The 13,398-nt window shown below is 73.4% G+C and carries 11 protein-coding genes; 7 read left to right on the forward strand and 4 right to left on the reverse strand.

Going from position 1 to position 13,398, the window contains the following annotated elements; all coding sequences use genetic code 11:
• Positions 1-533: 533 nt before the first annotated feature.
• From ACQRUO_RS26200 to ACQRUO_RS26210, 3 genes are all read right to left on the reverse strand, one after another.
• Positions 534-869, reverse strand: coding sequence for an FmdB family zinc ribbon protein (locus ACQRUO_RS26200; protein ID WP_428318525.1), 336 nt, complete (start codon positions 867-869; stop codon positions 534-536).
• Positions 870-1,104: 235 nt separating this feature from the next.
• A complete protein-coding gene (locus ACQRUO_RS26205; protein WP_428318526.1) occupies positions 1,105-2,427 on the reverse strand; it encodes an MFS transporter in 1,323 nt (440 codons plus the stop codon).
• A gap of 345 nt (positions 2,428-2,772) precedes the next feature.
• Positions 2,773-4,263: a potassium/proton antiporter gene (locus ACQRUO_RS26210; RefSeq protein ID WP_428318527.1), complete on the reverse strand. Its 1,491-nt coding sequence runs from the start codon at positions 4,261-4,263 to the stop codon at positions 2,773-2,775.
• 485 nt (positions 4,264-4,748) lie between these two features.
• Between ACQRUO_RS26210 and ACQRUO_RS26215 the strand changes: the two genes are divergently transcribed.
• The gene (locus ACQRUO_RS26215; RefSeq protein WP_428318528.1) at positions 4,749-7,475 is read left to right on the forward strand and encodes a penicillin acylase family protein; all 2,727 of its coding nucleotides are present in this window, start codon (positions 4,749-4,751) and stop codon (positions 7,473-7,475) included.
• Between the two features lie 96 nt (positions 7,476-7,571).
• Here the strand turns inward: ACQRUO_RS26215 and ACQRUO_RS26220 are convergent, their stop codons facing one another.
• Complete coding sequence (locus ACQRUO_RS26220; RefSeq protein ID WP_428318529.1) at positions 7,572-8,168, reverse strand: 5-formyltetrahydrofolate cyclo-ligase; 597 nt, start codon at positions 8,166-8,168, stop codon at positions 7,572-7,574.
• 147 nt (positions 8,169-8,315) lie between these two features.
• Here ACQRUO_RS26220 and ACQRUO_RS26225 point away from each other — a divergent pair, with 147 nt between their 5' ends.
• The 6 genes from ACQRUO_RS26225 (at position 8,316) to ACQRUO_RS26250 (ending at position 13,359) form a co-directional block, all read left to right on the forward strand.
• On the forward strand, positions 8,316-9,272 hold the full coding sequence (locus ACQRUO_RS26225; RefSeq protein ID WP_428318530.1) for a GGDEF domain-containing protein: 957 nt from the start codon (positions 8,316-8,318) through the stop codon (positions 9,270-9,272).
• A 56-nt stretch (positions 9,273-9,328) separates the two neighbouring features.
• On the forward strand, positions 9,329-10,246 hold the full coding sequence (gene galU, locus ACQRUO_RS26230; RefSeq protein ID WP_428318531.1) for a UTP--glucose-1-phosphate uridylyltransferase GalU: 918 nt from the start codon (positions 9,329-9,331) through the stop codon (positions 10,244-10,246).
• Between the two features lie 71 nt (positions 10,247-10,317).
• Positions 10,318-11,637, forward strand: a complete 1,320-nt coding sequence (glp, locus tag ACQRUO_RS26235) for a molybdotransferase-like divisome protein Glp (RefSeq protein WP_428318547.1) — start codon at positions 10,318-10,320, stop codon at positions 11,635-11,637.
• A 188-nt stretch (positions 11,638-11,825) separates the two neighbouring features.
• Positions 11,826-12,263: a cyclic pyranopterin monophosphate synthase MoaC gene (gene moaC, locus ACQRUO_RS26240; protein WP_428318548.1), complete on the forward strand. Its 438-nt coding sequence runs from the start codon at positions 11,826-11,828 to the stop codon at positions 12,261-12,263.
• Entirely contained in the window at positions 12,260-12,760 is a 501-nt protein-coding gene (locus ACQRUO_RS26245; protein WP_428318532.1) for a MogA/MoaB family molybdenum cofactor biosynthesis protein, read from the forward strand. Before moaC ends, ACQRUO_RS26245 begins: the two co-directional genes overlap by 4 nt.
• Entirely contained in the window at positions 12,757-13,359 is a 603-nt protein-coding gene (locus ACQRUO_RS26250) for a GNAT family N-acetyltransferase (protein WP_428318549.1), read from the forward strand. The genes ACQRUO_RS26245 and ACQRUO_RS26250 overlap by 4 nt, the downstream gene beginning before the upstream one ends.
• The last annotated feature ends 39 nt before the right edge of the window (positions 13,360-13,398 follow it).

Consider the following 13,398-nt stretch of genomic DNA (forward strand, 5'->3'; position numbering starts at 1 on the left):
CCCCGGATCGGCCGGAACTCGGGGACGGCCCGCCGGGGCGGCGGCGCGGCGGGCCGCGGCGGTGGCGGCTGCCGCCCGCACGGGCGGGTGGTCGCGGGCAGCGCTGAGGTGGGCGCCGGCGTGGTGAGCGCGGGCGTGTGCGCGTGCGAGTGCGTGTGGGTGGTCATCGGGATCGCCTCCCTGGGGAACCGGCCGGTGGGCCGACTCGGTGGATCTGCGAGCCCGACCAGGATCCGCGACGGCGCGGCCGCCCACCGGAATCCGTTCCGACCCTGTGGACAACCCCGGGGGTGTGGACAACCGGAGTCCCTCGGACGGCCCATCGCCCTCGCCAACGCATCGCCCCGCCCATGCCAGGGACGCAAAGCGCGGAGAGGGCAGAGAGCGCGGAGAGGGCGAAGAACGCAGAGAGCGCGGAGAACGCAAAGGCCCCCGCAGCACCCATCGGGTGCCACAGGGGCCTGCACGAGCCTGGTGACCCGGCGCGGCTCAGCTCGAGCCACGTCCGGCCCGAGCCGCCGCAGCGGCGGGCCTCAGCTCGCCGCGGACGAGCTCGAGGTGGACGCCGAGGAGCTCGAGGACGAGCCGCTCGAGGAGGAGGCCGAGGAGGCGGCCGGAGTCGAGGAACCGCCCGACGAGCTCGCCGAGCCGGCGGACCCGGACGACGAGGAGCCGACCGAGCTGCTGGAGGAGGAGCGGCTGTCCGTGCGGTAGAAGCCGGAGCCCTTGAAGACCACGCCCACGGCGGAGAAGACCTTGCGCAGCTTGCCGTCGCAGTTCGGGCACACGGTCAGCGCCTCGTCGGTGAACTTCTGCACCGCCTCAAGGCCGTTGCCGCACTCGGTGCACTGGTACTGGTACGTGGGCACTTGTCTTCCTCCTGGCACTCTCGCCTGATGAGTGCTAACGACGGTCCATGATGCGGCATTCCGCTTGATCAGTCCAGCGCCCGCCCCGTTCGGTCGGCGCCCGGCTGGTGCCCGGCGGGCCCCCGGTCGGTGCCCGACCGGCCGCGCCGATCCATGCCGCCCCGCCGCTTCCCGCGGGGCGACACCCGGCCGCCGAACACTCGACGTCCGCCCGGTGGCCTGCTCGCCGCTCCGCTCAGCGCTCCGAGGCCCCGACCAGCGAGGCCACCGCACTGCCGCTCCTGGCAACGGTACGGGTCTGCGCGCCCGGAGCCACCAGCAGCCGCCGGAACGTGACCAGCGCCACCAGGCCGAGGCCCGAGCCGGCCAGCGGGACCAGGAACCCGGCCCACGAACCGTTCGCGTCGATCAGCGGTCCGGCCACGGTCGAGCCGACCGCGAGACCGAGGCCGATCGCGCCGGTCAGCCAGGTGAAGGCCTCGGTCTTGGCGCCGTCGGCGACCAGGGTCTCGACCAGCATGTAGCCGGTGATCAGGGTCGGCGCGATGGCCAGGCCGCAGACCAGGCCGGCGACGGCCAGCGTGGTCAGGTTGGGCATCGCCCAGAGCGTCGAGCAGCCGACCACCAGCAGCGCGTAGCAGCCGAGCATCCGCTGCTGGGCCGAGCGCCGCCAGGCCACCAGGCCGTAGAGCACGCCGGCCAGCATCGACCCGCCGGCGAAGATGCCGTAGACGACGCCGGCCAGGCCGCTCTGGCCGGCGGCCTGGGCGGTGGCGGTGACGGAGATCTGCATGCCGCCGAAGACGCTGCCGACCCCGAGGAAGACGCCGGCCAGCAGCCGGACGCCGGGGGAGGCGAGGGCCGAGGTCCGGCGGACGCCGGGCTCGGGCAGGTGCCGGGCGGGGGCGGTGCGCCGCTGGGCAGCGAAGGCCAGCCCGCCCACCACGGTGAGTGTGGCCTCGGCGATCAGCGCGGCGGCCGGCGAGACGGCGGTGGCCATGGCGCCGGCCAGCACCGGGCCGATCACGAAGGTGAACTCGTCGGTGACCGATTCGAAGGCGAAGGCGGTGTTGAGGTGGGCCGGCGGCTGCTCGGCCAGCTTGGCCACCCAGCGGGCCCGGACCATCGCGCCGATCTGCGGCACGGTGGCGCCGGCCGGGGCGCCGGCCGCGAAGAGCGTCCAGACCGGGGCGTGGCCGAGGGCGAGCGCGATCAGCGCGCCGACCGAGACCGCGTGCACCAGCACGCTGGGGACCAGCACGGCGGCCTGGCCGAAGCGGTCGGCCAGCCGGCCGGTCTGCGGCCCGACCAGGGCCTGGGCGACCGCGGCGACGGCGGCCACGGTGCCGGCCACGCCGTAGGAGCCGTTGGTCTGGCGGATCAGCAGGACGATGGCCAGGCTGAGCATCGCGTAGGGCAGCCGGGCGGCGAAGGCGGGGACCAGGAACGTCCAGGCGCCGGGGGTGCGCAGCAGCGTGCCGTAGCCGACCCGGGTGGGCGCGGCGGCGGCGGGCAGGGCTGCCGTCTCGGGGTTGTCGACCGTTCGGCGAACCGCCACGGTCGGTCCTTCCTGCTACCTGGTAGCACCGACGAGGGGGTGGGAAAGCCCCGACGGCGCCGAGAGTCGTCCTCTCGCGCGTCGACCGGGGTTGATACCGGGTCCGGCTGGCCGTCGATGGAAGCGGGGGCCAGGAGTCGCGGACCGCGGCCGCCGAGCGGTCGCGCCAACTCTGCATCAGGCAGATGTTGCGGGTGTCTGTTGATACCTCTGTGCCGGGCGCGCACGGGTGATGCGTACCCGCGGCCATTCTATGCGCACCGGACGAAGCTGTCTACGCGCATAGAGAAAGGAGAAGCGGGGCTTTTGGCGAGCAATCGATGGCCAGTGCAACCAATCGAGCCGCTACCGATCCCGCCCCACGAGCCACCCCGCGAGCTTGCCGCCCTGGTCCACCGCCCGCAGCCGCAGCTCGGTCGCCTCCTCGGCCGCCGCCGTGGTGACCACCAGCAGTTCGTCCAGCTCGCGCAGCACCGTGGTGCGGTCCGGCACGAAGCTGCTGCCCTCGCGTACCACCAGCGTCACCGCGGCCCCCGCCGGCAGCCGCAGCTCGCTCACCTCGACGCCGGACATCCGCGAGCCGCGGGCCAGCGAGACCGAGAGCAGGTGTCCGTGCAGGTGCTCCAGCGGCGCCGACTCGATCCCGAGGTCCTGGCCGATCGCGCCCTCGGAGATCCGCAGCCGACGGGCCAGCCAGGGCAGCGTCGGGCCCTGCAGCAGGGTGAAGACCACCACCAGGATGAAGACGATGTTGAAGACGTCCCGGGCGTGCGGCACTCCGCCCACCAGCGGGATGGTGGCCAGCACGATCGGCACCGCGCCGCGCAGGCCGGCCCAGCTGAGCAGCGCCTGCTCCGCCCAGGGCAGCCGGAACGGCGTGAGGGTCAGCAGCACCGACAGCGGCCGGGCGACGAGGACCAGCACCAGACCGATCACCAGCGCCGGCACCACCGCCGACCCCATGGTGGCGGGCGTGCAGAGCAGGCCGAGCAGCACGAACATGCCGATCTGGCCGATCCAGGCCAGCCCGTCCGCGAACCCGCGCACCGCCGGCCCGTGCGGCAGCTTGGCGTTGCCGAGCAGCACCGCGCTGACGTAGACGGCGAGGAAGCCCGAGCCGTGCAGCAGCGCGCCGCCCGCGTAGGCGAAGGAGGTCAGGGCGAGCACCGCGATCGGGTACAGGCCGCTGGACGGCAGCGCCACCTGGCGCAGCCCGAAGGCGCCCAGCTTGCCGACGGCGAGCCCGACCGCGGTGCCGATCGCCAGTTCCGCGACGATCTTGACGACCAGCAGGTACCAGGAGTCCACCGGCCCGGTGGTGGCGAAGGCGACCACCAGGATCACCACCGGCGCGTCGTTGAAGCCGGACTCCGCCTCCAGCAGGCCGCTCAGCCGGGCCGGCAGCGGGACCGTGCGCAGCACCGAGAAGACCGCGGCCGCGTCGGTGGAGGAGACGATCGCGCCGAGCAGCAGCGACATCCGCCAGTCCAGTCCGACCAGCCAGTGGGCGCCGGCCGCGGTGGCGAAGACGCTGATCCCGACGCCGAGGGTGGCCAGCACGCCGGCCGCCGGCAGCACCGGCCTGATCTCCCGCCAGCTGGCCTTGAGGCCGCCCTCGGCCAGGATGACCACCAGGGCGGCGTAGCCGAGCACCTGGGTCAGTTCGGCGTCGTCGAAGGTGATGCCCAGTCCGTTCTGGCCGATCGCCACCCCGATGCCGAGGTAGAGCAGCAGGCTGGGCAGGCCGGAGCGGGTGGAGAGCCGCACCGCGACGACGGCGACGAGCAGCACGGCGGAGGACTCGAGCAGCAGGCGGTTCAAGTGGTCAACGGTCACGCAGGGGCACCTCGGGGTCGGGGACGGCCTTCGCGCAGGTCGGCCGGCGGCACGGGAGGGGTCACTGTGGTGGCGCGGTCGCCCGGGCGGCCTTCTGGGCGCCGGCGGGCGGGTGAACATCGCGCGACGAACGCGCGACTCGTCGGGTGGCGGCCCGTCCGGGCGCGTCGGGCGGCGCCGGAGGGCGCACTGCACGACGCAGTGGGGACGCACCGCACGGCGATCGCACGACGATGGGCGATCACACGACGCGGGGGACCCGATCAGCCGATCGGCCGATGGATCGTTAACCAGTCTAACATTTTACCTGATCTTTGACCTGGATGGGTGAGCCGCCCCCTTCAGCCAGGCCCGGTAGGGTCCCTCCTGGTTCCACCGTGGGTGTCCCCCGTGCGCTCGCGCCACCTGAGTCGTCCTAATGTGGTGAGCGGTCACGGCCGCCCAGCTCTTGTGACGTTGCCCCGCTCCCTGCCGCTAGGACCCAGATGCCCCGCTCGCCCCGCTCCAAGAAGTTCCGGCGCGCCCGTCTGATCGTGCTCGTGCTCGTCGTGCTCCTGGTGGCCGGCACCGGCGCCGGCGGATGGTACGCGGTACAGACCGTGCAAGCCTCGTTCCCCCAGGTCAGCGGGACCGTCAAGGTGCCGGGGCTGGGGTCGTCGGTGGACGTCAAGCGGGACGCCAACGGGATCCCGCAGATCTACGCCGACACGCCCGCCGACCTGTTCAAGGCGCAGGGCTACGTGCAGGCCCAGGACCGGTTCTGGGAGATGGACGTCCGCCGGCACATCACCTCGGGCCGGCTGGCCGAGATGTTCGGCTCCTCCCAGGCCAACCAGGACGCCTTCGTGCGCACCATGGGCTGGCGCGACACGGCCCAGCAGGAGTACGACACCAAGCTGGACCCGGCCACCAAGCAGTACCTGCAGTCCTTCTCCGACGGTGTCAACGCCTGGCTGGCCCAGCACCCGGGCGGCGCCAGCGCCTCGCTGGAGTACACCCTGCTGGGCACCGTGCACAGCGGCTACAAGCCCGAGCAGTGGACCCCGGTGGACTCGGTCTCCTGGCTCAAGGCGATGGCCTGGACGCTCAACGGCAACCTGCAGGACGAGATCGACCGCTCGCTGCTGAGCCAGACCTTCACCCCGGACCAGATCGCCCAGCTCTACCCGCAGTACCCCTACAGCCGCAACGGCACCATCGTGCAGACCGGCACGGTCGACAAGAGTGGCAACTACCAGCCGCCGGCCGGCAGCAACAACCCCAACCCGGTCTCCCCGCAGAGCGCGGCGCTGACCCAGGGGCTGCTGCAGGACATCACCACCCAGATGGGCAGCATGCCGCAGCTGCTCGGCCCGCAGGGCTCCGGCATCGGCTCCAACTCCTGGGTGGTCTCGGGCACCAACACCACCACCGGCAAGCCGCTGATGGCCAACGACCCGCACCTGGGTCCGAGCCTGCCCAACACCTGGTACCAGATGGGCCTGCACTGCCGGTCGGTCAGCGCGAGCTGCCCGTTCGACGTCAGCGGCTTCACCTTCGCCGGGATGCCGGGCGTGGTGATCGGCCACAACCAGAGCATCTCCTGGGGCCTGACCAACATGCCGGCCGACGTCACCGACCTCTACCTGGAGAAGATCACCGGCCCGAACACCTACCTGGAGAACGGGACGGACAAGCAGTTCACCACCCGCCAGGAGACCATCAAGGTGGCCGGCGGCCCGGACCGGGTGATCACCGTCCGGAGCACCGACAACGGACCGCTGATCTCCGACCAGAGCACCGAGCAGCAGCAGGTCGGCACCTACGCGCCGGTCGGCAACGCCGCCCCGGACCGCGGCACCAGCGGCTACGGCGTGGCGCTGCGCTGGAGCGCGCTGGACCCGGGCAAGTCGATGGACGCCGTCTTCGAGTTCGACAAGGCGACCAACTGGACCCAGTTCCGCGCCGCCGCCGCCGACTTCGTGGCCCCCGCGCAGAACCTGATCTACGCCGACACCGCGGGCAACATCGGCTACCAGGCCCCGGGCAACATCCCGGTCCGGGCCAAGGGCGACGGCACCTACCCGGTCCCGGGCTGGGACCCGAGCTATGACTGGCAGGGCTACATCCCCTTCGCCTCGCTGCCCTACGCGTACAACCCGTCCAACGGCTACATCGTCACCGCCAACCAGGCCGTGGTGGACCCGAGCTACAAGTACCTGCTGAGCAGCAACTGGGAGTACGGGACCCGGGCCAAGGAGATCACCGACCAGATCACCGCCAAGCTGGCCAACGGCGGCAAGATCTCGCCGGACGACATGCAGTCGATGCAGCTGGACAACACCAGCGTGATGGCCAAGACCCTGGTCCCGCTGCTGCTCAAGGAGCAGATCAACGACCCGTACGTGCGCCAGGCCCAGGACCTGCTCAAGGACTGGAACTACAACCAGGACCCGGACTCGGCCGCCGCCGCCTACTACAACGGCGTCTGGCGCCAGCTGCTCAGCCTGGCCTTCGGGCAGAAGTTCCCGGCCTCGGTCCGCGCCCAGGGCGACTGCCTGCTGGTCGCGCAGAAGGCCGACCCGAACCAGCCGAGCGGCACCGTGGGCGGCGAGACCCGGGTGGTCACCCAGTGCGGCACCCGCAACCCCAGCCAGGCGCAGCCGGACGGCGGCGACCGCTGGATGGAGGTGGTGCGCCAGCAGCTGTCCAACCCGAACAGCCAGTGGTGGACCTACATCGACTCCAACCACCAGCAGCAGCACGGCCTGGACAACATCCTCAAGGAGGCGATGAAGGACGCCCGCCAGGACCTCACCGCCCACCTCGGCAAGGACATCTCCACCTGGAGCTGGGGCCGGCTGCACCAGCTGAACCTGAAGAACCAGACGCTGGGCGTGGAGAACGACTCGCTGATCTCCGGGATCACGCACCGGCTGCTCAACCGCGGCCCGGTCAACCTGGGCGGTGGCGCGGCGGCGGTGAACGCGGCCGGCTGGAACGCGGCCGAGGGCTACGACGTGGACTGGATCCCGTCGATGCGCATGGTGGTGGACCTGAGCGACTTCGACGCCTCGCGGTGGATCAACGTGGGCGGCGAGTCGGGCCACGCGTTCAGTCCCAACTACAACGACCAGACCACGCTCTGGTCCCAGGGCAAGCTGCTGACCTGGGCCTACACCGGCAGCGCGGTGGACGGCGCGACCAAGAACCGGCTGACCCTCACCCCGTGAGCCGGCCGGCCGGCTGATCGACCGACGGGTCCCCCCGCACCGCGCGGGGGGACCCGTCCGGGTTTCGCCCCGCCCCGCTGCTGCCGGCCCCCGCCGCTACCCGTCGGTGAAGCGCTGCACCCCCGCCGGGGTGACCACGGCGTGCACCGGCCGGTCGTGCGGCTCGGCCGGCACCCGCGCCAGCAGTTCGTCCTCGTAGAGCAGGGTGGCCAGCAGCGGTTCGGCGCCGGCCGCGGCCAGCCGGGCCAGCACCCGGTCGTAGGAGCCGCCGCCGCGCCCCAGCCGCAGCCCGCGCCGGTCCACCGCCAGCCCCGGCAGCAGCACCAGGCCGACCCCGGTGACGGCCGCCGGGCCCAGCCGCGGCGCGGTCGGCTCCAGCAGCCCGCGGGCGGCCGGGGCCAGCCGCTCGCGGCCCTGGTAGGGCGCCCAGTCGAGGTCGTTGTCGGGCAGCAGCACGGGCAGCAGCACCGGCACCCCACGCCGGTGCAGCAGGTCGAGCAGCGGGCCGGTGCCCGGCTCGGCGCCCACCGAGACGTAGGCGGCCACCGTCGCCCCGGCGGGGACCAGCGGCGGCACCCGGTCGGCCAGCGCCAGCGCGGCCGCTGCCCGCCGTTCGGGGGACAGGGCGCGCCGGGCGGCCAGCAGCTGTGACCGCAGGGCCGCCTTGTCGTTGTACAAGGGATCGTCGGTCACGGCCGCTCCTCATGCGCATCTGTGGTCCGACGATCCTCTCGCACCCGTTCGCTCCGGTTCCACGTTCGCTCCGACGTTCCGCGCCGGCCCCGACGTTCCGCGCCGGTTCCCCTTGGTCCCGTTCCCCTGGTCGTGAGGGAGTCTTCGATGGCAGGCAGTGCGGTGCCCCCCGAGCTGCTGACGCAGGCGGCCGCGCTGCTCGGCACCCCGCTGGCCGGGCTCGGCGCGCTGCTCGCGGTGCGCCGGCGCCGCAAGGACCGGGCCGCCGCCGAGCTGACCGAGCGGCTGCAGCGGCAGGTCGCGGAGCTGGAGCGGCGGTGCGCCGAGCTGGCCCGCAGCGCGGCCCGCGACCCGCTGACCGGGGTGGCCAACCTGGACCACCTCAAACTGACCCTGGAACACGAGGTGGACCGCTGCCGCCGGGTCCCGCCCGGGCAGCCGGCGCGCGAGCTGGCCGTGCTGCTGCTGGAGGTGGAGGGCTTCGAGGCGCTCACCGCGGAACAGGGGCGCGGCCGGGCCCAGGCGATCCTGCGTGACCTGGCCCAGCGGCTCGGGCTGGAGGTGCGGCGCACCGACACCCTGGGGCGGTACGGCGGCACCGAGTTCCTGGTGCTGCTGCCGGACACCGGGGCGGCGGGCGCGGCGGCGGTGGCCGAGCGGCTCTGCTGGGTGGTGAGCCGGCACCGGCTGCTCGACTGGTCCGGCACCCCCTGGTCGGCCGCGCCCCGCCCGGCCGCGGCCCGCTCGGCCGAGGCCCCGCGGCCGGGTCCGGGCGGCGGCAACGGGCTGTGGGCCACGGCCGGGATCGCGGTGCTGCCCGCGGACGGCAGCCACCCGGTCCCGCTGCTGCGCGCGGCCGACCGCGCGCTGACCGCGGCCAAGCAGGCCGAGCAGGCCGAGCGGGCCGAGCAGGCCGAGCGGATCGAACGGATCGAACGGGCGCGCGGCGGCGCCGCGGCGGTGGCCGACCGGCTCCGCGGGCGGGAAAGGAGTTCGGAAAGGCACGGTAATCTGTCGCCCTGCGCTGGTCCGGGCCCGATCGCCCACCCCGGCGCCGCCCGTACTGTCGCTGCCGTGACCGGCGCCGACGAGGCCCGTTCCTGATCGAGCGGCCTCAGCGGCCGGTCAGGGCAGGCAACCTGCCTGAGTAAGGTCAAAGCATGACGACGAACTCCCGCATGCCCGTCACCAAGGCCGTCGTGCCTGCCGCTGGTCTGGGAACCCGGTTTCTGCCGGCCACCAAGGCCACGCCCAAGGAGATGCTGCCGGTCGTCGACAAGCCCGCGATCCAGTACGTCGTCGAGGAGGCCTCCGCGGCCGGCCTCTCCGACATACTGATGGTCACCGGCCGCAACAAGCGCGCCCTGGAGGACCACTTCGACCGGGCCTACGAGCTGGAGGAGCTGCTCTCCCGCAAGGGTGACGCGGACAAGCTGCGCCGGGTGCAGGAGTCGGTCTCGCTGGCCAACATGCACTACGTCCGTCAGGGTGATCCCAAGGGCCTGGGCCACGCGGTGCTGGTGGCCGAGCAGCACGTGGCCGGCCAGCCGTTCGCGGTGCTGCTGGGCGACGACCTGATCGACCCGCGCGACCCGCTGCTCTCCCGGATGATCGAGGTCCAGCAGGAGCTGGGCGGCTCGGTGGTGGCGCTGATGGAGGTCGACCCCTCGCAGATCCACCTGTACGGCTGCGCCGCGGTGCAGGCCAACGGCTTCGGCGAGGACGTCTTCCACGTCACCGACCTGGTCGAGAAGCCGGAGCCGGCCGACGCGCCGTCCAACTACGCGGTGATCGGCCGCTACGTGCTGGACCCGGCGGTCTTCGAGGTGCTGAAGAAGACCGAGCCCGGCCGCGGCGGCGAGATCCAGCTGACCGACGCGCTGCGCACGCTGGCCACGCTCAGCCTGGAGGAGGGCGGCCAGGTGCACGGCGTGCTCTTCGACGGCCGTCGCTACGACACCGGGGACCGCGCCGACTACCTGCGCTCGATCGTCCGGCTGGCCAGCGAGCGGGCCGACCTGGGCCCGGAGTTCCGCAGCTGGCTGCGCGAGTTCGTGGCCACCGAGCTGCGGGACTGAGCAGCGCCGGGGCCAACCGCCCCCGGCCGCCGGGGCCGCGGGGCTGACCTTGAGGAGAGGCGGCAGTGGCGATGACCGAACAGAGCGGCAGCACCCCCGACGCGTGCGGGGGCGCGGCCCCGGGTGATCGCCACTGGACCGTCGACGAGCACCTGGCCGATGTGCTCGCCACGGTCGCCCCACTGCCCCCGGTCGAGCTGCCCCTGCTCGACGCGCAGGGCTGCCGGCTGGCCGAGGACGTGGTCGCCGCCGGCGACCTGCCGCCCTTCGACAACAGCTCGATGGACGGCTACGCGGTGCGCACCGCCGACACCGTCGGTGCCACCGAGCGGTACCCGTCGGTGCTCGCCGTGGTCGGCGACATCGCGGCCGGGGCCGGCACCCTGCCCAAGGTCGGTCCCGGGCAGGCCGCCCGGATCATGACCGGTGCGCCGGTGCCGCCCGGCGCCGAGGCGGTCGCCCCGGTCGAGTGGACCGACGGCGGGCGCGGCACCGGCACGGCCGCCGACAGCATGGGTGCGCCGGTGGCCGGCGAGGAGGTCCGGGTCCTGCGGGACGTCGCCGAGGGCGCGCACATCCGCCGCCGGGGCAGCGACATCCGGGCCGGCGAGACGGTGCTGACCGCCGGTACCCGGCTCGGCCCGACCCAGCTCGGCCTGCTGGCCGCGATCGGGCGCGGCACGGTGCAGGTCGGCCCCCGACCGCGGGTGGTGGTGCTCTCCACCGGCAGCGAACTGGTGCAGCCGGGCGAGCCGGTGGGCCCCGGGCAGATCTCCGACTCCAACAGCTTCACCCTCACCGCCGCCGCCCAGGAGGCCGGCGCGGTCGCCTTCCGGGTGGGCGGGGTGCCGGACGACGCGGCGCTGCTGCGCGCGGTGCTGGAGGAGCAGGTGGGCCGCGCCGACCTGATCGTCACCAGTGGCGGGGTCAGCGTGGGCGCCTACGACGTGGTCAAGGAGGTCTTCCAGGACTACGCGGGGATGGACTTCCGGCGGCTGAAGATGCAGCCGGGCAAGCCGCAGGGCTTCGGCCGGATCGGTGAGGGCCCGGCCGGCATCCCGCTGCTCGCGCTGCCGGGCAACCCGGTCAGCGCCTACATCTCCTTCGAGCTCTTCGTCCGCCCGGTGATCCGCACCATGCTCGGCGCCCCGGACGTCCACCGCCCGCGGACCCGCGCGCTCCTCACCGGTGCGCTGCGCTCGCCGGCCGGGCGGCGGCAGTTCCTGCGCGGTTGGTACACGGCCGCGGACGGCACCGTGGCGCCGGTCGGCGGCGAGGGCTCGCACCTGGTCGGGGCGCTGGCCCGGGCCAACTGCCTGATCGTGGTCCCCGAGGAGACCGTGGCGGTGGCGGCCGGGGAGCGCGTCGAGGTGGTCCTGCTGGCCCCGTGACGGGGCCCGGGCACCCCGGCGCTCGGCCCTTCGGCGTAGTGCCACCGTCCTCCTGACGGACCGGCCGGGATCCGGCGCGGGCGGAGCGGTACGGTAGCGCGGTATTCACCCCGTTCTGCTGGAGTACTGACGTGACCACACCCCCCGGCGACCGCCTGACCCACGTGGACGAGACGGGCGCCGCCCGCATGGTCGACGTCTCCGAGAAGGCCACCACGGTGCGCACCGCGGTGGCGGCCGGCCGGGTGCGGGTGGCGCCGCGGGTGGTGGAGCTGCTGCGCGGCGAGGGCGTGCCCAAGGGCGACGCGCTGGCCGCCGCCCGGATCGCCGGGATCATGGGCGCCAAGAAGACCCCCGAGCTGATCCCGCTCTGCCACCCGATCGCCATCTCCGGGGTCACCCTCGACCTGGAGGTGACCGACGAGGCCGTGGAGATCACCGCCACCGTGCGCACCGCCGACCGCACCGGGGTCGAGATGGAGGCGCTCACCGCCGTCGCGGTGGCCGGGCTGACCGTGATCGACATGGTCAAGGCGGTGGACAAGGCCGCGGCGATCGAGGACGTCCGGGTGCTCACCAAGACCGGCGGCAAGAGCGGCGACTGGGTGCGCGGGGAGGGCTCGTGAGGGCGCTCGCGGTCACCGTCTCCAACCGCGCCTCGGCCGGGGTCTACGCCGACAAGGGCGGCCCGCTGCTGGTCGAGGGGCTGCGCCGGATGGGCTTCGCGGTGGACGGGCCGCGGGTGGTGCCGGACGGCGAGCCGGTCGAGCAGGCGCTGCGCGAGGCGGTGGCGGCCGGCTACGACGTGGTGCTGACCACCGGCGGCACCGGGATCTCGCCGATGGACCTCACCCCCGAGATGACCGCCCGGGTGATCGACCGCCAGATCCCCGGCATCGCCGAGGCGATCCGCGCGTACGGCCGGGAGAAGGTGCCCACCTCGGCGCTCTCCCGGGGCCTGGCCGGTCTGGCCGGGCGGACCGTGATCGTCAACCTGCCGGGCTCCACCGGCGGGGTCAAGGACGGCCTGGCGGTGCTGGAGCCGCTGCTGGCGCACGCCGTCGACCAGCTGGGCGGCGGAGACCACCCGCGTCCGCCCGAGCCCCCCGGGAGGGCGAGCTGAGCGCCGGTTGGCCGGTGGAGCTGCGCGAGGGCGAGATCGTGCTGCGGCCGATCCGGCTGCGCGACCGCAAGGCCTGGCAGGAGGCCAGCCGGCGCAACCGCGACTGGCTGCGCCGCTGGGAGGCCACCGTGCCGCCGGTGCCGCTGGGCCGGGCGGCCGGACCGCGGCCGACCTACCGCCAGATGGTGCGCTACCTGCGCCGGGAGGCGGTCGCCGGGCGGATGCTGCCCTTCGTGCTGCTCTACCGCGGAGAACTGGTCGGACAATTGACGGTGGGGGGGATCACCTGGGGGTCGATGTGCTCGGCGAATGTCGGGTACTGGATCGACGAGTCGGTGGCCGGGCGCGGCATCATGCCGACCGCCGTGGCGCTCGGGGTGGACCACTGCTTCCAGGCGCTCGGCCTGCACCGGGTGGAGGTCTGCATCCGGCCGGAGAACCGGCCCAGTCGCCGGGTGGTGGAGAAGCTCGGCTTCCGTTCGGAGGGACTGCGCCCGCGCTACCTGCACATCGACGGCGACTGGCGGGACCACCTGGTCTACGCGTTGACCGCCGAGGAGGTCCCGGAAGGGCTGCTGGAACGCTGGCACACAAGGTAATTGAATAAGTGTTCGAAATTCATATCGATATGGCATCGC

The sequence above is a fragment of the Kitasatospora sp. LaBMicrA B282 genome, assembly GCF_050325825.1.
Taxonomy (GTDB): Bacteria; Actinomycetota; Actinomycetes; order Streptomycetales; family Streptomycetaceae; genus Kitasatospora.